This window comes from Clostridium sp. Cult3, from assembly GCF_021655115.1.
Classification (GTDB): domain Bacteria; phylum Bacillota; class Clostridia; order Tissierellales; family Tepidimicrobiaceae; genus PPXY01.
The window spans coordinates 1-24189 of the sequence record NZ_PPXY01000030.1 but is presented as its reverse complement, the minus strand read 5'-3'; the positions used below and the strand labels follow the sequence as shown (position 1 = coordinate 24189).

Genomic DNA, 24189 nt, shown 5'->3' with positions numbered 1-24189 from the left:
TAATAGTTTACTACTTAAGTTTATTATATCTTATAGAAAATAATATAATATATAATTATAGAAAAATATCCCACAAGTATCTAAGGCCTATCAAATCACATCATCATATCTAAGCCTGGCGTCAATATCTATATCCACCTCATATATAGCATTGTATATACAGGCATTTAAAGATGTATAGATGGATTATCCATATCTGAAGTATTCTTTGGTAAATGTTTTGAATTTTATTAATAATATGATACCATTAATTAAAGGGGGGCTATAAATGTTAGTTAAAGTTTGGCCTAAAAATGGCACTGCACATCTATGGACTTATGAAAATTTTAAGTCTGAGGTAAATGCAACATTAGTAGATTTCAGTACCAATGGTAATATAATAAAGTACATAATTTATGAAATTCCACAGCCTATCCCTAAAAGCATATTCTCAAAATATGGATTTAACTACAGGATACTTAAATCATATAAATCTAATAATACTTCTAATAGAACATGAACCTTATACCATATCCTATAGATACGTACAAAAAGATCCGTCCCTGCTGTCCCAAATTTTATTTTTTAGTGGAATAATTTTCCATATCACAATCCTGATTACAATCACAACTAAATCTAAACCACTCACCTTCTAAAGCATCAATATTGTCTACTTTGTGAAATCCTCTAGACAAAAAATAATTATAAGTGGCCTTTTCCATATTATTTTTATTGTTGAAACCTGTTAATAATTTTAATATATCTTTTTCTGATAATAATTCTTTAACAATAAGCATATTTTCTGAACTATATTCGTTAAAATAATAATTGGATTCCCAATTTACTGTAAAATAACGCTGTTTGTAGTAAACACCATCATCGTGAAGAACCTCTTCAACTTTATAAGATCCTGAACTACCTATAAAATCAGGTTCAATATATTCAAAATCCTCTCCATATGCGACTAAATTTGCATAACCTTCATTGATTGAACCATTCTTTAAACCAATGTATAGCGAAATAATAGGATTATTAATAGACCTAATAACCATTTGATGGGTAAGTTCATGGGATGTAGTGATAACATCAAGTTCTCTAACATAAGAGATTCCTAAAAAGTCTACACCACGGACATAACCTGCAGTACGGTCATATATTTCAAAGCTAGAAATATCTATTTTTCTATTATTTTTTATATTATTTACCATATCGCCTATTCCAAACATAAAATCATAGGGTTTAAAATACAATAGTTCAGAACTTTTACTATTACTTAAGCATACCCTATAGGTTTTGTTATCATCGTAAAGAGAAGACTTGTTTATTCTAACAAACACATCTTTTAGTATATCCTCTACTTGATTTTCATCTAGAGGATTTGCAGTATAAAGCCTTATGTTTTCATAAGAATAGACATTCTTAAAAAATATTGAATCAAAAATAAGCGAGGATACTAAAACAATTACAGAAGCCAAATAAATGCACAAAATCAATGTTAATATAATCCTTAAAAAGAACTTCCCAAGCTTTTTATAATTTAATTTATCAGTTTTTTTATGCTTTTCAATCATCATAATCCCTCCTATTAATTTTTTCACATAATCCATGCCACCTTTTATCACAGTCCAACATGCTCAATATTTACTTTTAAAAGAATAAAAAAAGTTAGAAATTTGGACACACTTATAGCGGACCTGCCATTTCTAACCTTAAAAATTTTTATTAAATATTATTTTCGAGATAATTAAAAATCAAAGCCAATATTTTAATAAATATGCTAAATTGCATACATATGCTAACATTTAAATTTCAAAATGTCAATATTTAATTTTCTGTCCCGTTCTCCTTAAATTACCTTGACTATTTCTACCAATGGGATTTGAACTTTTTCTTTCAAAAGCTTTAAAGTGATTTTCTGAAGCATTTAGTAATCTTTTGAGGGAAATATGAAGAGAAAAATGCAAAAAGATCCGTCCGAGACCACTGAAAAAGTCCCTAATATGAAAACTATTAAGTAAAACTAAATATTGTATATCAAAGTCTCCCTATAGTTGGTATAATGAGTTTACGACAAACCAAAAGGGGATTTATCATGTTAAGACAAATGCCAAAGTAATTATCTTTTCATACAACATTATATAATAAAATACCAAAAAATCATATTCTAAAAAGAATAGAAGATACAATGGATTTTAAAATTTATAAACCAAACATACAAGAAAAAAGACCACTTTTTCAGTGGTCTCGAATCGTCCCTGGTGCACTAGAAATTAAAAAAACCTATATTTTTATTTTCCAATGTACCTATCAATGTAGCCCTATCTAAGAAAAGATTACGCATTTCACAGCTAGTCTCTGGTAATAATGCACAAGAGTGACAAGCTGCTAAATTTAAAGAATTTAGCCCTTGTCCACCTGATTGGACGCACAAGGGGTCTGAAGAGCACCATCTGCTTTTATCCAATGTTTTTATAATTGTATTTTCTATATTGCTACTTCTACCCTGGCTTACTAAACCCCCAAGGCTTCCTTCTGAATCTGGGGATGCAGTATATATAAATATCCCTTCCATTTCATATAAATTATCTCCATCAGTTTCTGTAGTGTATATACGTTCCTTTAGAGCAGATGTTGAATATCCACATTGTAATGTTATCTGGCGTATTAGCAGATGTGCAAAAGTATGGAGAAGTACAAATCGTGGAGAACATTTATTGCAGTAGTAATTAGCTCTTACCATATTGGATTTTAAAACATCTACTCTTTTCTCTACATCTTCTCTAGTTTCCCACTGACGTAATTTCTTTCTGTTAAACTTTATAAAAATCCCTTCCCCCCAAAATTCAACTGCAGGCAACCAATCCTTTCTGTTTTTGCTTAAAGGTGCTATCTTATCTTTTGCATCATCAAATTCATCTACAGGTTGAATCCTTCTAAATCCTGTAAGGACCAGTATTTCTTTTATTCTTTTAGCTAAAACTATTTGATCTATATATTCCCCAAGGGATTCAGGTACTTTTTCTGGTTCTATTACAAAATCAACACTATTACTATCTCCTCGACAAAAAGCATTGTATTCATCTAATCTTATATCTATATCCTTTTTAGGTTCTGGATCCCTATAATTATTTAACCGGTAGATTATCTGTCTTTTTAATTCTTCCTTGCTGCATTTTAACTTATCTACAATTCCAGTGAAACTTATAAAAAGTTCTAAAATGTTTTCATCTTCAATATTTAATTTCCTTAAAGCATTATCATGCTTATTTAATTCTTTCTGTATGGCATCGCTCCACGGAGGAATAGATAATGCACTTACATGATTAGAATAATATATGGCACTACTTCCCCTTTGGATTGTTTTCAGTGGTTCTGTACACACTATTTTGTCCTTATCCCTTAGCCAAGGTCTATTTCCGCCACAGGGATATCCTTTTAGGGAGTTTGGTGTAAAACTATATTTCATGCTTTTGGACTGTTTGCAATTTTTGCACCATATCACTATACTATCGAGACCACCAGTTTCTTTTCTATAAAATAGCCTTAAATCTGGATTTTCACATTCAGTACTATCCTTGTGAACCCACCAATCATATGGGAAATCCTCCACATGTCCTTTTGTACATGCTACCACAAATCTAGATGGAATTATATTTCTATTACCACATAATGGACATATTAGTCTCTTTCCCCGTTTAAACAATTTATAGTTTCCTATCTTACCACAGTTCTCATTGGCACATATTAAAGTCTCTGGAAATCTAAAAGCGGGGATATCCCTAGATTTTACATAAGCATGTCCTGGAACATTATCTCGGGATTTAGGCTTTACAAAGAAATTAACATTTAACAGCTTTTGTAAATTCACTTCCTGTATTATATACTTTTCCTCTTTATAATGTTGCCAAAAATCTGTTCCAGCTATTATTACAGATGCATTTGGTAAATCTACTATTGAACCACATCCAAATGTTGTTATCATTTGCGTTTGTCTTATCTCTCCCACTACTTGCTTAGTTTTTATATCATCGGAATGAAGATTCATATTAATCATCCTCCAAATATATATTGCAATACAAATCCACATTTCTCATAGAATTTAATGTTTTAAATACAATATCTTCTTCATTTGACATACCCATTAAGGGTCTTTCTCTTGAATCACCGTATTTATCATATGCTAATATTTCACTGTTTTCTATTGCCATCTCCCAATGCTCTTTTATATCTTCTATTTCCCTTTGGGTTTCGTAATAATCCTCTCTTTCTCCTATTATGATTTTTGTTCTTTCTAAAATATGTTTTTCTATATCTTCTAGATTCTCGTCATCTATTTCAAAATTTCCTGCATCTCCTCGTTGTCTTAAATATGGTAAGGTTTGTCTACACATGCTAATATAAATACCGTGCAAAGCTTTATCTCTAGATCCCATAGAGAAAGGCGTCAAACTATTAGGCTCTACGTATTTATATATGGATGAATGAAAATTCAAAAATTGTTCATAATGGGATCTCTCTCTAGATCTAGAGGTATTATATATTATTACTACAAGACCTGGATTTTTTCTACCTACTCTACTTGAAGCCTGTATATATTCTGCGTTGGATTTGGTTTGACCTATCATTGCCATCAAACCTAATCTATCAATATCTATCCCTACAGATATCATATTAGATGCCAATACATAATCATAGGCCTTTTTATTGCCCTCTTCATACTGAATCTCTAGTTTTTTTAGTATTTCCGATATCTTTGCAGAACTTTTTCTACTAGTTAATTCTTCTAGATAGTCAGATCTTCCCTTTATTGTAAAAGATGGTACCAAATGTTTAAACTTTTTGTTATACAGAAAGGAGTATCTTTCCTGTACATTATCATACACCTGATTAACAGCACTACCTAATTCTCTAAGACTATTAAAATACCCTAGTATAGTCCAATAATTATCTATAACTTCTGGACTATAGTTCATGTCATATAAACATCTAGTAGCAAATTGCAAACATCCATATACCCTTATTAAAGTTGTAGTAGGTGTTTTACTAGGAGATAATATACCAACATATTTCCTCCCTGGTTTTTCGTCTAAACTTGCTTCTACTGCAAAGTATGAGTCTCTAATATATATCCCTTGAGGTGGAAACAACATACAATCTCTCGCATACAAGGATAGTACCTGAGATTTAGCATTTCCTATAGTGGCTGTAGATGCCACAATTTTGGGTTTTTTTTCACCTATTTTACAAAAGTAATCTATCGCTGTCTCATATATGCCTGCTATGCTTCCCAAGGGGCCGGATATCAAATGCAGCTCGTCTTGAATTATAAGTTCGGGAGGAGCATATTCTGTACCAATACCAAATATATTTCTTATCCTTGGTTCCCAGGCCATCCTAGCAAATTTATCTATAGTGGACACAATAAAAGTAGGTTTCTTTTCATATATATCATCATCTATTAAATATATAGGAGCCCCTTTATGATTGCTGCATTGCTCATTTTTACAATAAATTTTCATACCATTAGAATCAATTTTATATTCGACAGGTGTTAATTTAGTACCACATATAGGGCATTCTAATAATTGACAAGGATTACCTTCACCTTCTGCTAAGCTATTTGTACGTTGAGCCAATATCTTGTTTAAATTTATACGTGCTTCATCTAAGGAATTAGGTGTCATGGCACTTCCTACAAACAATCCAATACCTATTTCCTCTGTACCTAAAATGTCCTCATTTTCTTCTTTTATCTCATTGCAACAACAAATTAATGCAGCAGCTCTCTCAAATTGTTGGATAGTTAATAGTCTTAAGGTATATCGCATTAATACTGTAACCCCTGCTCCCTTATCCTTGTATTTTATTCGTCTATAGAAAATAGTAAATGCAGCTACCCCCAAATAAGCTTCTGTCTTACCTCCACCAGTGGGAAACCAAAGTATATCCACTATATCCCTATAGTGGCTTCTATTGTTCACTATGGATTCTATCTCTATTAGTATGAAAGCTAGTTGAAAAGGATACCAGGTTATATTTTCATCAATAATTGGTACTTCCTTCCTCTTTAAATAATAAGACCTTTGTCTATACATTGCCTCATTGGTTAGCTTAAATGCTAAAAATACTTCAGGATTCTTTAGCAGTTCTATTCCTTCTTTCATCCTTTGAGAAGTTTCTCTACATATAGCCATGTTTTTTTTGGCCACATCCTTAAATCTATCATCTATTTTTTCAGCTATTATATTTTGTTCCTCTATCCAATTATCATAAGATACTACTAGTTCTAATAATCTATCTATTACCTTTTCCCTTTCCCCTGTAGCTAAAAACTTCATCTGTACCACTTCATCATCTACTTTTAATTGGGGTTTCATCTGTTTAAGTTCATAACTAGGTATAAAGCTAGATTCTATCCTATAACAACCATTATCGTCTGCTTCATAATCCACTGCACATCCATGGCCTATAGCGTAGTTTTTAACATTTCCATATAGCATCTCCAACATATTTTCTTCTTCATTTTCCTTTATATCTATTAGCATCTTTTTAGGAGCAAATATGGGGTTGTCTTCTTTTGTTCCTGTAATACACATATGCACTTGAAAAAAAGAATTGCTTTCATCTTTTATCAAACTATTCTGTCCTATATAAGTGTTAACTAGCACAACAGTTATGGATTTGGAACCATCTTCGTATATATTGTGTAGATGTACTTCTAACTCCAAACCTTCATCTATCTCTATCCTATTGATTCCCTTACTATTATCTATGTGAACAATTCTCTCATCTTCATAGGGTTTTCGCATCCATTTGTACTGTTTATAGCTTTTCTCCTTTCCATCCTTGGTTGTTATTTTTATATATTCTTCTACCATATACTTACTATATTGAATTTTTACTTTTATTTCTTCTACTCCTGATTTTATAGTGGTAGATATAGCAAAAGATGAAGGCTTATATAAATTGGTATAGGAGAGACCATCTTCCTCATCTAAAATCATATCCTGAAAACCTCCAGTAGCACCTGCCTTCCCCACATCCCTTAATTCATCAGGATCTAATTCATCTATCCCTAAATCTTTAGGAAACAATATCCCAACGGAATAATATTGAGAAGGATTTTCATCCAGTATTTCATCTTCTTTAACTGGACCGTACAGATCCATCTTTAATAGCTGTTCTATAAAATCCCTGGCCCTATAATATTCATTAAAACTCAATGCTCCACCTCCTAATATAAGTCATCATATTTTCTTTTACCAAAGCCAGCTATGGTTATTCCATTCCAAATACCATTGGATATATATTTATTCTCTTCCTCTATAAATTCATTGTTTAATACATATGTGCAAATTTTATCTACGTAAACTTCTCTTATATAAGGTGGGAAAAATTTTGCCTTATTTTCAAATATCCTATATATTGCTCTCAATACCTTATAAACTTCCCATAAAAAGCTTTGAGACATTTTACCAATTTTATTTTCATTATGATATATATCATAGCCTATAGCTATTCCATTCTGCTTTACCAGTCTTAATTCAACTTCATCATTTTTCTTAATATTATTTAGTATATATTCCTGATTTGACTCTGCATTAGATTCTGGTTGAAGAAAAGAATCTGATACAAAGCTTATAGTATCTATATCCTCCTCCATTCCTACTTCAATGGAGCTAAACTTATTTTTCTTATGTTGCAAATCGTAATAGGTTTCAAACCATCTACCATTTCCATCTCCATCTTTTAATCTTCTAATGCTATTTTTATTATTCAAGCTAAATCGATACAATTCTTTTTTAGGTCTAGTTAATGCTACATAGTATACCTTGCTTTCATCGGCTAAGTTATCTTCATCCTGTTCCCATTCCATAGAATCATCTAGCAATAATACATAATCAAACTCTCTACCTTTTGCCCTGTGGATCGTAGATATTAATATATTGCTATCTTCTTTTATACAAAGATTTTCATACATATGCTTCTTAAAGGATAATTGATGAGATAGTTCCCTTATATCTAATATAGAGGCTCCACCTTCTTCTATATCCTTTAGATTATGCCATTTGTTTTGAATTTCATATTCATTTAAATCGTATTTAGAGCTTATTATATCCTTAAACTTTCTATAGTCTATAATATCTTCACAATGGTTCAATACTTCCCCTAGCCAAGGCTTAAGGACTTTATAATTGGCTGGTTTTAAAAGTTCATGTTCAATTCCTTGTGAACTCATTTGATTGGATACCTTGAGGGCTTGGCCATTATTTCTACATAAGAAACTAATCTTTCTAGATCCTATTTCACCTAAACAACTTCCTATTTTATAGCTGTTTCCAAAGTGAGGAAAACTTCTCATTTTATTCAATATTATGTCCCATTGTTCACTAGGTTTTTTATGTAATATGGCTTGTCTTACTTGATCAGTTATTTCCATAAGATATTTAGGATGTCTATAGTTTTTATTAAATTCATACCACTCGATCTCATCAGAATATGTATCTAGTATCCAGGCATAAAAAGAATCAGTGTCCATTTCATTTGGATCATCTTTTACTTGATAATTATATATAGATTGACAAGTATCTCCTAACAAGGTAAAACCGCAATGGGAAGATATTTCCAATATGGTTTTTACAAATCTAGCCCTTACGCCTATCAAGTCCTGCATCTCATCTATAATAATATGTTTATAATTTTTTAGCACATCGGGGTTATTATTCATAAGTGTTATAGCTATTTCTATTCTTTCACCATATAATTTTCCAGTTAAGTCCATCTCAGGTTCCAAAAATTTTATTAGATAAGTAGCAAATGAATCAAAGGTTCTAACATCTAGCATATTTAATTGATATAGGGACTCATCTTCAATTACACTTCTAGATAATCTACTATTTATCTCTCCTATGGCAGATCTAGAAAAGCATAGTATCATAAGTTCTTGGGGCTCTATTAATTGTTTCTCTGCTGTAATATACTTGACCCTATTTATCAATGTGTGGGTCTTTCCTGTACCAGGTCCTGCATTAACAAATATCTTATTTTCAATTGGTGCCTTTACCACTACGTCTTGTTCAACCTTATTAGTTTCTAATGGAATACTAACATCCGTCTCCTCTACAAATTTCTTTATAATGGGAGGTTCTTTTTTTTCTTCCTTTACTTCTACAGCCGTTGGCTGGGGTTCTATTTGCTTTACTGTTAAGATATGTTCTCCGGCTACATCCCTTTTGTTCCTTGAAATACTCTTTAGTTTTGCAAGATTAGGTATATCTTTTATTTCTTCATCTATCGTTATGGTAGTATGCATATTCTTTAGAACATCTATAGATGCATTCGGCCTACAACTATTAAAATATTTACAGTCTATTTTTTCGCATCTACATTCCCACACTAATTCCCCATTGTTTTTTTCCACTAATCCATAGGGTAACTCCTCTTTGTTTAAAGAACATGCAACCCCCTCATTGAGTATTTCCTTTTGCAATGGTGTCAAGTCCCTTTCTCTATTTAATGACCCGAAATACAATAGTTTTTTTATTGCTTCCCGTTCTAAAACCTGAGGATGAAATTCCACATCCCTTATCAATATACCGTTTCTTATATATACATTGCTTTTCACTTTTATATTGGAATGAATCATCTATTATCACCACTTACATCTGGTAATTCGTAATAAAATTTTAAATTAGAATATTCATATTGTTTTTCATATCCATCTGATAAATGATCGCTCTTTATATTTGCCTTAAATACTAAATCCTCATCTACATAGGATTTTAATAGTATGTTTTCATTAGTAAAACCTTTAGTTTTTATGGTTACTATATCCAGAACATTACTCTCTTTAGAATTAATATCTATTTTGTTGTCGGAAAATATAAATACCCCACTATTGGAATCATCTACCAGCCCAAATTGGTATTCAGCGGGATCCTGTGTAGGTACTACTGAATCCCTCTCTATCAATGGAAAAAAGCTATTATCGCTTAGCAATATCCCTATATTATGATTTAATTTAAATTCTCCTGAATCCATATTGAGTAAAGCTGCACCTTCTGCTATATTCCATTCTGGATTTTGGGGTAATATTATATCCATATCTTGTCCCCATTTATTTATTATTTTTTCGTGAAGAGGTCTTAGATTGCTACTGCCACCTACCATTATCATACCGGTTATTTCCCTCATGCTCATTCCTGCTAATTTTACAGTCTCTTCTAAAAGCTCTATCGCCTGATTAACACATGAATCTATTAATCCTGAAAAGGTATCTATATCCAACGGAATACTAAAAGAACCTAAAACGCCGTATTTAATTAAACTAATATTTCTAACATCTTCATAAGTCAATTGTTTTTTTATTTCCTCACAATGAGTTATTAGCTTATCCTGATCTGTCTTATCCATTTCTTCAAAAGCAATCTTTAAGTTTTTCTTCTCGGCTACTTTCGAATGCACCCATTTTGCCAATAAAATATCTATATCATCACCACCTAGTTGTATGCCATCGGTTGCTCTTTCAAATACTTTCCCATCTCTAAGCTCTACTATAGATATATCTAGTGTTCCTCCACCCCAATCAAATATAGCTAACTTTGAGTGATATTTCACCTCATCATAGTTTTTAAATATAGCTGCTGTGGATTCATTTATAAAGCCAGCGGTTTCAATCCCCGCTATTTCTAATGCTTTTCTAATAACTTGGCGCTTATATGAAGATAAACCTATAGGTATTGAAACTATCGGATTTTTGATTTTCTTTCCATAGTAATCTTCTGCAGTTTCACTTATAGCTTTAAATATCTGTGCAATAACCAGTTCTGGTGTCCATATTTCACCAGCAATATCCCATTTCTTGCCTTTCTCTATCTGAGTCTTTACGGAGCTTATTACTTCACAGCTATCGGATAGTTCCCTTCGCCTTCGCCAAGCTTCCTCTCCAAAATACCTTTCTCCTGTTATTTTATCTATAACTAATAATGAAGGAAAAGGTCTTTCCCCATAGATTCCTAGTTTATCAATGCGCATAGCTTTTTCCGTTTTACTTACACAAACTACTGAACTATTCGTAGTTCCAAAATCTATTCCAAAATACTCATTACTATGTAACATCTATACTTCCTCCTAAACTTGTATTCCTTGTCGTTGTAATTCTTCAAACATCTCTTTAACTTTTATCTTCATTATTTCTCCCATCTCTTCGTCAACTACCTCATCTTGTATATCCATAAAATCCTGATAGTACATTCTCAAACTAGAACCAAGCTTTTTCTTGAATCCATCCACTGCCGACCGTTTCATAATTTCGTTAGTAGAAAATACTTCATCTACTTGTTCTTGATATCTACGCTCATTTTCTTTTAATTTGTTCAACTCATCCTTTATACTGTTATTTTCTAAATTTAATGCCTTATTCCTTTCCATTACCAATTGATTCTTTTCAATTAAATTATCTAATTTTCTTTGTAGGTCCTCACTTTGCTTTTTAAATTTTTCGTATTCCCCTTTGTAAAAATCCAAATTCGCTATAAGCTTATTTACCTGTTTATCCTTAATCAAAAATCTTTTTTCCAATTCCCCAATATCTTCTAGCAATTTATTAAAAATGGTCTTTTCATCAACTTTTTTATCTTCATCTTGCCCTTTTATTGCTAAAGATTTTCTATGGTCTTTTGATGAAATTTCTATCTCAGCTGTATCCACTTGTTTATCTATATATTTTTCATATTTTCTCATCACTTCTTCATGATTTAACAACACTTCTTTGATTTCATCTGCCCAAGTGGAAATATGATAATTCATATTTTGTATCTCATCTTTAGATAATTTACTAGAATTATTGATGTGGGATAAAAATATCAATACATCCATTTGCTCTTTAGTGGATATATCTATATTGAACTTTTTATCAGCAAATATCGTATTAATCAATATTTGTTCAATATAGTCCCCATAGTTATCTAAATATTTGTTGTTTTTTACCTCTATATTGAAAAATAGGTTATCAATGGAATCTATAAAATCCTGATAGGTATATCGGGCTATTTGTGAATTTATTCCTGACTTACTTGTAATAACCCCAATCTTACAAGTTTCCCCCAATACTTTTATGGTTTGATTAAAACTAAATTTATTATTAAATACTTCTGCCGCCAATACTAAACCCCTCTTATACCCCATATTGTTGGGGTTTTTTTGAAATTCATCGTGATTCAAAAAGATTTGAATTTTTTCAGATATTAGCTTTTCATCGCGCAATGATTTCATATGTTCTATTAGAGCTAGTACTCCATATTCAGGGCTTAGTTTCATTAAATAGTCATAAACCAATATATTATCTTCTTCTAATAGTTGTAGTACTATATCATAGGCTTTTTGTGCATCACCCTTGCCCAGTTTGCTATTTTCCCTCTGTTTTTCATATAACTTGTCCAATTCTTTTATTTGCATTTTCATTTCCTCCTTTATTTATGTATATCTTTCAATATTTCCCCTGTTTCAGGAGAGCTTGGTATATATTTGTACATTTTTTTTAATTGACTTTTGTAAAAGTCCACCTCTTCATCATTATTAATACTCTTTTTATATAATAACAGTAGCTCTATCCAGCTGTTATACTCCACTTTTTTGCCATTTATTATATGATTTATATTTTTCAATAGCATCTTGTCTTCCTCTAGCAGTGGAATAGATTCCAATATGTTCTCTGAGAGAGTAAATCCTTCTATCACAGGTTCATCGTATATTATTGAATAGTAATTTTTATAAGTATATATGATTTCCTCAAAGTCACCTTTTGAACAATATTCCAATTCCCTTGAAATAGCCCTTATCCTAAATTTCTTTAAATACAATAGACAGATCAATATCTGTTTTAATTCCTTGACTATTAGATTTTTCCCACGTATATTGTTTAGTATTTTTATTGAAGTTTTATTATTCCTTCTATATAATTTCCACGCTCGTGTAAGGTTATTTCCCTCTGGTAATAAAGCAATATGGCTATTGTTATTCCCAGCTATTTTATCTAAAACTTCTTCTTTCCACTGGTCATAAATTTTTTGTTTAGATAGGGTATCCTCTAGTAAAATATGGGAAGTAATTCTGTTTATAGGCAAGACAAATACTGTATTGAATTTTTTTGACTTAACTTGAACTTTTACTTCATTAAAATTGCCTGGAATTACAAATATATTTGAACTTTCTTGAGAAACCTTACAATTTAAAAGGTGAACTTTTTCTGTAAGAATTTTTGCCGTTATCGTTTCTCCATTTTTGTACATTGAAGTTGGCAATTCTACATGTTCTTTTGATATGTAACAAAATCTTATTGGCTTCACCTGTATTTGATTAAATTTTATACTCTTCCTGTCAAAAGGTTCTGCCCATATTTCCCCTATAGCACAAGGCTTATCTTCTATAATCTTTATAAATTCGTCTCCATATTTTATTCTTTTAGGCCCAAAGCCCATATCAAAAAACAAGAAATAAACATTGTTATCCAACAAATACTTATTATTAATTTTTATTTCTGGCATATTGGAATAAAATATACTATAACTTTTATCCTCAGATACATAATCTGGTTTATATTCCCATTCTAGTGATAGCTCCTTGTTTAAATCTATGCTGGGTTTCTTAGTTCTTTCTTTATAAGATTTTGGCTTATAGATTTTTTTGTCAATCCTGTTATCTAGTTTATAAAAATAAAAAAATTCTTCCCAAAATTCTGGATAAAATCCCCTTATATCATATACGTCCTCTATTTTAAGTGTTCCTTTTAGTACATAATCTACTATTTTAAGAACATGGATGGTAAATTGCCAACCAGCTTCGTCCTTTAAATATTCTTCAAGATATTTGGGACAATTAATAATGTCAAAATAATAATATAAATAATCTTTTAGTTCGCAAACGTTTTCCTCGTGCTTATATCTTAAATGTACATTTTTAATTATGCTCACATATTTAGGTATGGAACGTTTGGTTATTCCAGTTTGCTCCAGTATAGCACCTACATAACGAAAGGGTCCTTCTCTTTTGTATTCAAGATAACCCTTATCAACCAAAGTAGACTCTATGGCATGTCCAACCTGGACACCATATTTAGCTGTTCTTTCTAGGCCACAAATCTCAAAAAAATGTGGCCAATATCCTATTTCATCATAATAATGATAAGCTACACTAACAGAGTATATTAATAGAATGTTCTCTATTCTATCAAGTAGCTCATTTTCAATGAAATATCCTATATTCATTCCTAAGTTTCTTATTTGATTTTCTTCTAATATCCAACTATTTAGATATTCTGTATCATTAATTATCCCACCATACTTCCTTTCCATCCTAATTATGGCTTTGTATTCCTCAAGGTTTAACATATCTTTGCCCCCTGTTATTGCATAAATCCTAATCATCAATATTGTACTAATAATATATTCTACATTTTTATCCAAAATCCTTCAAAAACTAGAAAAATAATAGACTATCCTAATAAAATTATTTATCAAGTACGCTTTGATGTTTTTCTATTCTTTTATTATAACATTGTTCCAATATTGTAAATGTTTTCTTGTCCTCAAAGCATAAAATTATGATAGAAATAAAATCTATTTATTTAGAAACAATTTTTATATTATCTCCCACCTAATTACCTTTTGATAGCATCTTCCTCTTATATTATTAAAAATAATAAACTCTGTAATCTTGATGATTACAGAGTCTTGCTACAACATGCCTAGAAAATTCTAGTATTCTCCAAAGCGAATTCTAGAATGCTGCTTTCTACATTATTGACTACATTCTATATACCATCTTCCAGAGCTAACTACTAATGGTTGCTTAAAACTTTATAGCTGAGATCCTATTAACTTTATTCTATAACCTGTACCCAGTCACAGCATAAATCTGTCCCTGACACATAAACAAAAGTGGGACAGTGAGAATCATTGATATGCTCCCCTCTGTCCCACGTTTTTATCTTTTCATAACTCCTATAACCTTACCATTTATAATTATATCTTCTGATTTCATCTGGATTGGTTCATAATTAAGGTTTGCAGATAACAAAAGTACTGAACTACCCATAAACATTAATTTCTTCATCGTTGCTTCCTGATTAATTATTGCTATGACAATATCTCCATTGTTTGCAGTATTTTGCTTGTTTACTATAACAATATCCTCTTTATCTATACCAATACCATTCATACTATCGCCTGTTACTTCTAAGGCAAATGTATGTTTATTAGAAAAAATCCAATCTTCAGGTATCTGAAGATAATCACCATATTCCTGATTAACAACAGTTGGTATTCCTGCTGCAACTTCACCTACTATAGGAACACTAGTATAGTTCTGATAATCTATTATTAGTTTAGATTCATAATCGCTTATTTCAACAATATCGTTATCATCTTTATCATATGCACAGGAATATCTTCTATTATTATTAAAATTTATATAATCCTTTTTTTCTCTTCTCTCTGGAAGAAAATGAGGATTGCATTTTGGAATATCATTTAATAATTCCCCTTCTCTATTAAATATTAATACTTCAAGTCCATCAGTTGCAATTCCATATCTAACATTATCATTTGCTTCCATATATGACTTTAGCTGACCTATTGCATCATCAATCCCAGCACCAAATCTTTTAACCTCAGCAAATATATAAGGTATCTCTTCGCCTTTATGAAATATATTTACTGCTAAATCCACATAACCTTTTCTTGAGAATTGATAAACTGGATATTCAAGATTCATTAATTCCAGGGGATAGCCATAACTTGTGGTTAACTCCCCTAAAAGCCATTGTCGTACAGCTTCTTCCCTTGCATTTATATCTACTATTTCATTAGTTAGCTTATACTCATTCATACACAATGTTTTATAAGGTCTAATATTACAATCTCTTTTAATTCTAAGATAATCATTTTGTATTCCTTTAATAAATTTAGAAGGCCTATTTACTGAAGACATATATAATAATTCACTTGCCCTTGTCATACCTACATACAGCAATTTTCTTTCTTCCGATTCATTATTATCCTCATCATCAAAATCTACTATCCTATTATTTGGAATTACACTTTCATTAAGATCAATTAAAAATATTACTTTAAACTCTAGTCCCTTTATAGAATGGAAAGTAATTAATTTCACCTTATCAGAATCAAAATTAGGTTTATTCTGATTTAAAATCTCGCAACTAATGCCTTTGTTCTCAAGATATATCAATGCATTTTCTAAAAATATTTTTTCCCTTGCTGCAATACAAATTTCTGAGTAATTATAATCATTTCTAAGGACTTGTATTTCATTAAATAAAAATTCTAATTGTTCCTCACTATTTTTAAAATATCTATATATTGGGGAATGCCCTCTTCTGTCTATAAGTGATGGCTTAACAAAATCTACATTATTTTTAATGTTTTCATCATTTTCTATTAAACTAAATGCTGCCATAGATATTTCTGTAGTGGTTCTATAGTTTTTGGTAAGCATTCTACTTTTGCCACTCATATCATATCCAATAGTAGTATATGGCCTGCCTTTTCCTAGCCAAGATTGGGAGTAAATACTTTGAGTATTATCAGCTATAAACATTATTGAAGAATATTTCTTTTTTTTATAAATACATTTTAAAAATTCTAATTGAACCTTTGTCAAATCCTGGCTTTCATCTATTAATATATGAGTGTATTTTTCTTGAAGGTTTTGTTGTACTTCTTGTAATGCTATTAAATTCATTCTCTTGAAATCTACATATCCTTTTTGCGCTAATAAATGATCATATTTGTTCATCAGTTCAAATATAGCTGAGCGAACAGATGAGTTTTTAACTAATTTTTGTGGTGTTCCTTTGCCACCACTTGCCCTTCCAATTCTATCAATCTCTTGATATGTTTTTTCATCAGAAATGTTACAAGCTTTAATCCAAGAAACCTCGTCTAATAAAAACATGCTATTCTTAGGGCTTAATAATTTAACTGAAGGGTATTGCTCTGATACGATATTTATAGCATGTACCATAGCTTTGAATTCTAATTGCTTGTCTGCTATTTTATAATTTATTTCATTGCTTTTTAGCGATTGAATAAAATATTTATACATTAAACTATCTATTGTAGTTATTTTCACATCATTATCGTTTCTAGAGAATATGTCTATCTGATAATTTTCCTCTTCTACTTTATGATATTGATACTTTATGTAGTTTAATAGTGTCTTGTTAAAAGTTACTAACAAAACCTTATCATCTTCATCAGGACAATAGTGGTGCAATAAAAATGGAATTCGCCTTACCGCTACAGTAGTCTTTCCTGAGCCCGCTACTCCTTTTACTAGCATATGCCCATTTGGTTCTAGTTCGACTATTCTTCTCTGTTCTAGATTCAATTTCATAGATCGTACCTCCTACATATTTCCTCCTATACTAAATTGATTCTACAAATATATCTAATCTCCTCTAAACTTTTTGCAATTTCTTCGATTTTTCTAGTATTACTTACTAGTAACCCTATACTGAGCATAGCCTTTCTTTACGCATACAGCGGTATAAGTTCCCTTAAAAACAGGCCTTTCATCATCATAGGCAAGTGCATTATATTTTTTACTTCTTGCAACTAACAATTTTTCTTTATATTTATGAAACTTATTTATATTCCTAATATTAGGAAACCCATAGAATTTAATCTCCTCATTTAACATTCTTTCTTTTAATATTTCATCCTCCGTCAAAGAATAAAAAGGATTTTATCTTTTTATCAAAGATAATAGATTTATATCTTGCCCTTTATAGTTCCATTTTCCTTCACTGGATAGTATATATTCACTATTACTACATTTATCAAAATTAAAGATTTTTTCACTTCACCTAATGGAACATTTAAAGGAGTGCTTTGCTCTATTGAACCTTTTTTAAAAATGTTATCGAACTATTTGTGCCAATAGTAGATCCATCTGGATCAACAAAAACATTATATTGGTTGTCAAATATTATATTTTTTATTTGTCCAGACTTTATTAAGTAATTCTTTATAGTATCTAGTTTTTCATTATTTAACCACTCTTGTAAAGTAATTAAACCAAATCTTCCATCAGTTTTTATAGCTTACTGCACAATATATAAAAAACATATATATTAGGTCGAGAATCCCTATGATTTATCCTACATTTATAGTCTACTTCTAAATATCTCCTTCTTTTATAAAAACCCCATTGGATTAATAAAATGCCATTCAATATAAGGCGGATTGACAACTATTACATTAAAGCCTCAGTTTTTAATAACTTCTGGATTTAATTCATCTATTATAGTTTGAACCCTTTTATATTCGTTATACAAATAGTCAAATACCTGTACTAAAAAGCTCCTGAACCGCAAGCGGGATTTAATGGGAATTGGAGTTTTTGTGGGATTTTGGCTTGCTTTTATTATTTTAGATATAATTTAGAGAGGATTGTTTTTTTGATTAATCCTCTCTAAGCTGTTGTTTGCTATGTTTTATTGTGTTTTCAGTTTTCATTGGTTATTTGAAGATATTCGTGTCATTAATTTAACACGAAGGGTTTTAGTTAAAGCTAAAAGGATTGCAATTTTATCTGAATAATCAACTCCATCTACTTAGTAGCTAAGTTTTAATTAGCCTTATTTTAATTTTAAACCATGGCATCTATTAATTAGTATATGTATTAAAATACTATTCCATCATTAGCTTTAATAAAATCACTTATAGCATTTTTTACATTTATACTATAAACAGGAATAATTACCCTATTAAATAAATAAACTAATCAAATTATTAAAATTACTGTGCTAAATAAAGAGGCTACCCATTTTCATGTATAGGACTTCTTTATAATATGTGCAATTGTTTAAATGCTCCTCTAAAAAATTGGCCTTTGCCCAATTCCCACTCTTATCCATTATTTTTCCAATTTCTTTAAAACTTAGACCTCCAAAAAATCTTAAATATTTCACCTCACGTGCTTTTCCCCTAATTTTTCTTATGGTTTTATATGTTTCATTTGCCCTTCCTTAACTAAAAATAGATTCTCAGGTAGAGTGAAATTTAAATTACCTGCTAAATCTTTTTCTTCTAATAAAATATCTAAATACCCCTTATTTCTTCTTGTTTCCACTTAATATGTATATTCCCCAATCTGGCGGAGCCAGGAAAGGACTTTGCTCTCCCCCTTGAAATTCTTTATGTTTTTCTAATCCCCTATAAAAAACCTCTGCAGTTAATTCCTCAGAAAGTACTGAATCAAAAGCCGAACATAATCTTGCTTACTCCAAAGTCAGATGTAGCTAATATGATGCAAAAAGATCCGTCCCTGGTGCATCCATGGGATAAAATTTAATCTTTGAATAGGTTAATATGTAATCTAACATAGTTTTCTCTCCTTATCTTATAGATAGTTAACAAGTTAGTGCCGGGGACGGAGGTTTGATGTATATCAAATCACATCATCATATCTAAGCCTGGCGTCAGTATTAGTAGATTCACTCCAAAAAGGAAATTCCCCTTGCCAATCTTTAATAGTATTGTATGTCCAATATCTCCCTTCATGGAAATTTCTATTGTTCTTCTTATTTATCTCTAACCAATAGTGAATCTGCTCTAACAGTAATGCTTCATTTAATCCCAATATACAAGCTAAATGCCTATCCAATACTAGAACAGAAGAATTATCTGATATATCATATATATAGCCCCCTTAGAAATATATTCTACTATTAATATAAGGCTATTTATTGTTTAATGGAAATGCAGACTTTGATAATGTCTCAGATAAAAATCCTGGGACTTCGGTAAAGTCTTGGGGTTTTTCAAGGAAATGTGGAAAGTTGGTGATAAAGTAGGTAGTATTAGTGAAAGGTTATGGATTTAACTACAAGCTAATTATATTATACTAACCTAATACTATGACATATATAAAAGGAGCCAGAGGAAAAACCCTCTGACTCCTTGTAAGTTCACTAGTTATCTTAATAATTGAAGCACTGTTTGAGGTGCTTGGTTTGCTTGAGCTAACATTGCTGTTGCTGCTTGTTGTAGTATATTTTGTTTTGTAAATTCCATCATTTCTTTTGCCATGTCTACGTCTCTAATTCTTGATTCTGCTGCTTGTAGGTTTTCTGAAGTGTTGTCTAAATTCTTGATTGTGTGTTCTAGTCTATTTTGAACAGCACCAAGTTTAGATCTTTCAGCTGAAACCGCATCTATTGCTTCTTGGAACTTTGTGACCGCTGTAGCTGCATCTGTATGTGTTGATACATTAAGTGCTTGTTCTTTAATTTCACTACTTGTACCATCTGTTACACCAAATTTAACATCAGTACCCTCGTTTGTAATTCCTAATGCTTCAGCACGCATGTCGCTAATTTCTAAAGACATGCTTTGGTCTTTATTTGCACCAATTTGGAATTGAAGGGAGCCATCTTTTGCTTCAACTGCATCAGTTCCTGTTGCATTACCTGCAATACCTAATGTGTCTGCTGCAATACCTGCAATTGTGATAGTAGAATCTTTACCTGTTACACTACTTGTAATTTTAAGAGTATTTCCTTCAGCTGCAACTGTGAATTTTACTCCATCATGATCTGTACCATTAAATACTGCATCAAGGTCCGTTTGTAATGCTGTTGCAATGTCATCAGCGGTTAAAGCAACACTAGTACCATCTAATTCACTAACCTTTGTCAATGTTACCTCTTGACCATTTACTGTAAGAGTACCAATTAAACTAAGATCCTGCTTAAAAACACCTGATATATCTGTACCAGTAACTGTTGCTGCTGTTGGCTCCGATGCTTCTACCTTTGCCTTCTCACCATTTAATAATTTTTGCGTGTTAAACTCAGTGGTATTACCAATACGGTTGATTTCTGAAGTTAATTGGTTAATTTCTTTCTGAATTTCACCACGGTCTGCTGCAGTATTTGTATCGTTTGCTGCTTGTACTGCTAGTTCTCTCATTCTTTGAAGGATTGCATGAGTTTCTGTTAATGCACCTTCAGCTGTTTGAATTAGAGAGATACCGTCTTGAGCGTTTTTTGAAGCCATATTTAATCCTCTGATTTGGCCTCTCATTTTTTCTGATATTGCTAATCCTGCTGCGTCGTCACCAGCTCTGTTGATTCTAAATCCTGATGACAATTTTTCTAATGATTTTGATGTTGCTGTGTTGTTGATTCCTAATTGTCTATGAGTGTTCATAGCCATTAGATTGTTGTTAATTCTCATTATAAATTCCTCCCTGAATTTTTATTATTGCAAGACTCCTTTCTTGCAATTATTTATATAACAAGCCAATTGGCTTATTATCCTTGCTATTATTATCGGCAAAGGTAAGTAAAAGATTAATAATTTTTGTCTTTTTTTATTTATATTTTTGGAATGGGGACGATAGAGTCGTCCCTACACAGTATATATCGTCAGATAGTGTTAAAAGTTTAGGGTTTTTGTGGGTTTTTATTTCAGAAGGACATCCCACAAGTATTTACCTGTAGCATGTCTAGGGATTGTAGTGGACATCTAGATGAAATTATTCTATCTTATTCATATTCAATATAGTATTTAACAATAGATTTCCCCCTATTTCAATATCCTTAAAATCCGTATATTCTCTAGGGTCGTGGCTTATACCACCAATACTTGGTACAAATATCATTCCATGGTCTACAATTCCATTTAGCATGGCATTATCATGGACAGCACCACTATTCATAATCTTATACTTTATTCCCAATTCTTCTGCTGTATTTATTACTGCATTTTTAACAAAATCTGAAGTAATCACTATATCTGAATAGCCAATCTCTTTAAATTCACCTTCTATGTTATATTTATCAATTATTTCTCCATATAATTCTTCTACCTTTTCTAACGCAGTCCTCTGATCATCATAATCTACATCTCTTACATCTATGAAAAACTCTACATTGGCTACTATTACATTGGAATTGTTTGGTCTAGCTTTTATCTTTCCTACGGTGATAACATTGTTTTTTAGGTTATTATCCTTATATATTTTAGAAAGCTTATATATCATTTCACCTGCTGCCACCATGGGATCATTTCTTATTTTCATAGGTGTAGTTCCAGCATGATTTGATTGACCAATTAAATTTACCATGATTGTATTCATTCCAGCTATTCTATCTACAATACCTACACTATAACCTTCTAAATCTAAAACTGGTCCTTGTTCTATATGGAATTCTATCATACATTTTATATCATCCTTATGAATAAAATAATCTTCATTATCCATATATCCTTCTTCTTTAATCATATCGTATGCAGACTTGTTTTCATCATTGTGAATTTGTTTTAAATAATCTATATCTATCCTATTGGTCATATATTTACTACCTAGCATAGTTACACCAAAGTTAGAACCTTCTTCTTCGGCAAATATAACAAGCTCTATTGGATATTTTAATCCTATGTTTGATTGGTCAATAGTGTTTATAACCTCTAGCCCTGCCACTACACCTAATAGCCCATCAAATCGTCCCCCATTTATAACAGTATCTATGTGAGAACCAGTCATGATGCTTGGAGTATTAAGATTGTCGGGATTATACTTTGCTCTTATGTTCCCAAGTTTGTCTATTTTAACTTCTAAGTTTAGTCTTTCAAATTCCCTATTTAACATTTCCCTTACTTTCTCATCTTCACGGCTATAGGATAGTCTAGTACATCCTACAGGGGTGGATGATATAGCCGTAATCTCATATAGTAGATCCCTCAATCTTTCGATATTTACTTCCATCAATTTCATCTACTCCTCTGCATGTTCTTTTTCTATCATCTTAATACCCACAAATATGGTAAAAGCTACTCCTAGTGGAGCTATTAGGTTAGCAGGAATAATGTTTAGAGCAGCTAATACTACGCAAAACACTAAGGAAATAATACCTAGTTTTATATTTCTTATAGCAAAGGAACCAAATACCCCACCAAATACTGAGGGCAATATATAATTCAATGCCTTGTTTACCGCTGGTGGAAATGCTGCTAAAAGCCTAGCACCGAAAAATACTCCAATAGTTAGTATGATCAAATTAACAATTACTGAAATTCCAATAGCTATGGTAGATATTATGGAACCTTCCTTGCTACCTTCCTCTACTCCTGCTGCATTTTGCGCTACAGCTGAGCAGGGTATTCGTAAGTTAGAAATATTTCCAGCTAAAAATGACATATAAGTACCAGGTACTCCTAATATGGGAAAATAGGACGGCGGCTCTACTATCTGTAAAACAACTGCATAAGGTGCTACTAATATAAAGGCCTTAAGTACTTCGCTAAAGGTTGGAATAACCCCATATGCAAAGTAGATATATAGTGGAGGTGCAAAGGATATTATAGCAGCTAGTAGAAGAGTTCTTTTCCCCCAATACATTATTGGTTTTAAAAAATCGTTTTCATATATTTTATCCCTATCCATAGTATCCCTCCTAGTTTATAATAAGGTGGCACTAAACATTCCTGCAATCATCGAAAAGCTTAGAGCCCATTCTTTCAGCCACTTAATACCCGTTTTGTCCGATATCTTATTTATCATAACCATCACAAAACCGCTAACCAACACAGCCACAGTACCAGGTCCTAAGTTAACTATAAATTTGGAAACCTGATAGCCAAAGGCACCTAATACGGCTCCCGTTGACAATATTGGCAATAAATAATCCTTTCCTCCAACTAATTTAACTCTAAGGGATTCAAGTTTTGGAGTAAAAAATGCAGTTATAAGTAGCCATCCAATAGAGGCTACACACATTACCCACATGACATTACTAAAGGCATATAAGTCAAATTCAGGAGTATTTGGCACTACTCCAACTGCTTCTGCCCCTGCATCCACACATAAGGTTTCAAACATTACTGCTCCTATTACACCTAATCTCATATAAGCCATAGGCGAACCTATAAGAGATATTAATGCCACTAAACCTATTAAAATAGCAAAGGACGGTCCAATAGAAGTAATAATAGAAGCTCTAATGGTAGTTTTAATTTGTTCATCTGTTACCCCAATATCCTTACTGGTCTTAAATGCCTTCTTCATGAAGATTATGGATTGTGTAATTACTACTGCTATCATGATTATGGCTATTATCCAAAAAGGTGATGTATTGGCTACCTCTAGATAGTTTTGTTCCATTATATTTTCTCCTTTCTAAAT

General features: G+C 31.4%; 17 protein-coding genes. 1 reads left to right on the top strand and 16 read right to left on the bottom strand.

Going from position 1 to position 24189, the window contains the following annotated elements; translation table 11 throughout:
* Positions 1-268 precede the first annotated feature (268 nt).
* Positions 269-499 (top strand): hypothetical protein, encoded by a 231-nt coding sequence (locus tag C3E88_RS06925; RefSeq protein ID WP_236909441.1) that lies wholly within the window; start codon positions 269-271, stop codon positions 497-499.
* 58 nt (positions 500-557) lie between these two features.
* Here C3E88_RS06925 and C3E88_RS06920 read toward each other — a convergent pair whose 3' ends face one another.
* The 16 genes from C3E88_RS06920 to C3E88_RS06850 all read right to left on the bottom strand — a co-directional run bounded on the left by C3E88_RS06920 (position 558) and on the right by C3E88_RS06850 (position 24168).
* Entirely contained in the window at positions 558-1550 is a 993-nt protein-coding gene (locus C3E88_RS06920; protein WP_236909440.1) for a hypothetical protein, read from the bottom strand.
* Positions 1551-2242: 692 nt separating this feature from the next.
* Positions 2243-4033 carry a DUF1998 domain-containing protein gene (gene drmB / locus C3E88_RS06915; protein ID WP_236909439.1) on the bottom strand — a complete coding sequence of 597 codons (1791 nt, stop codon included), beginning with the start codon at positions 4031-4033 and terminating at the stop codon, positions 2243-2245.
* Positions 4026-7202: a helicase-related protein gene (locus C3E88_RS06910; protein WP_236909438.1), complete on the bottom strand. Its 3177-nt coding sequence runs from the start codon at positions 7200-7202 to the stop codon at positions 4026-4028. Before C3E88_RS06910 ends, drmB begins: the two co-directional genes overlap by 8 nt.
* Positions 7203-7213: 11 nt before the next feature.
* Complete coding sequence (locus tag C3E88_RS06905; protein WP_236909437.1) at positions 7214-9625, bottom strand: UvrD-helicase domain-containing protein; 2412 nt, start codon at positions 9623-9625, stop codon at positions 7214-7216.
* Positions 9622-11097 (bottom strand): Hsp70 family protein, encoded by a 1476-nt coding sequence (locus tag C3E88_RS06900; protein WP_236909436.1) that lies wholly within the window; start codon positions 11095-11097, stop codon positions 9622-9624. Before C3E88_RS06900 ends, C3E88_RS06905 begins: the two co-directional genes overlap by 4 nt.
* Before the next feature lie 12 nt (positions 11098-11109).
* Complete coding sequence (locus tag C3E88_RS06895) at positions 11110-12435, bottom strand: hypothetical protein (protein ID WP_236909435.1); 1326 nt, start codon at positions 12433-12435, stop codon at positions 11110-11112.
* 14 nt (positions 12436-12449) lie between these two features.
* On the bottom strand, positions 12450-14366 hold the full coding sequence (locus C3E88_RS06890; RefSeq protein ID WP_236909434.1) for a hypothetical protein: 1917 nt from the start codon (positions 14364-14366) through the stop codon (positions 12450-12452).
* A 595-nt stretch (positions 14367-14961) separates the two neighbouring features.
* Positions 14962-17391 (bottom strand): transcriptional repressor LexA, encoded by a 2430-nt coding sequence (gene lexA / locus C3E88_RS06885; RefSeq protein ID WP_236909433.1) that lies wholly within the window; start codon positions 17389-17391, stop codon positions 14962-14964.
* A gap of 99 nt (positions 17392-17490) precedes the next feature.
* On the bottom strand, positions 17491-17697 hold the full coding sequence (locus C3E88_RS06880) for a hypothetical protein (protein WP_236909432.1): 207 nt from the start codon (positions 17695-17697) through the stop codon (positions 17491-17493).
* 1108 nt (positions 17698-18805) lie between these two features.
* Complete coding sequence (locus C3E88_RS06875; RefSeq protein WP_236909431.1) at positions 18806-18970, bottom strand: hypothetical protein; 165 nt, start codon at positions 18968-18970, stop codon at positions 18806-18808.
* Between the two features lie 26 nt (positions 18971-18996).
* Positions 18997-19131 (bottom strand): hypothetical protein, encoded by a 135-nt coding sequence (locus C3E88_RS12325; RefSeq protein ID WP_272878482.1) that lies wholly within the window; start codon positions 19129-19131, stop codon positions 18997-18999.
* A 318-nt stretch (positions 19132-19449) separates the two neighbouring features.
* Entirely contained in the window at positions 19450-19665 is a 216-nt protein-coding gene (locus C3E88_RS06870) for a hypothetical protein (RefSeq protein WP_236909430.1), read from the bottom strand.
* Between the two features lie 311 nt (positions 19666-19976).
* Positions 19977-21239, bottom strand: coding sequence for a flagellin N-terminal helical domain-containing protein (locus C3E88_RS06865; RefSeq protein ID WP_236909429.1), 1263 nt, complete (start codon positions 21237-21239; stop codon positions 19977-19979).
* A gap of 301 nt (positions 21240-21540) precedes the next feature.
* Positions 21541-22782 carry a M20 family metallo-hydrolase gene (locus C3E88_RS06860; protein ID WP_236909428.1) on the bottom strand — a complete coding sequence of 414 codons (1242 nt, stop codon included), beginning with the start codon at positions 22780-22782 and terminating at the stop codon, positions 21541-21543.
* Positions 22783-23451 carry a hypothetical protein gene (locus tag C3E88_RS06855; RefSeq protein ID WP_236909427.1) on the bottom strand — a complete coding sequence of 223 codons (669 nt, stop codon included), beginning with the start codon at positions 23449-23451 and terminating at the stop codon, positions 22783-22785. It abuts the gene before it with no gap.
* A 15-nt stretch (positions 23452-23466) separates the two neighbouring features.
* The gene (locus tag C3E88_RS06850) at positions 23467-24168 is read right to left on the bottom strand and encodes a DUF5058 family protein (RefSeq protein ID WP_236909426.1); all 702 of its coding nucleotides are present in this window, start codon (positions 24166-24168) and stop codon (positions 23467-23469) included.
* Positions 24169-24189: the final 21 nt, after the last annotated feature.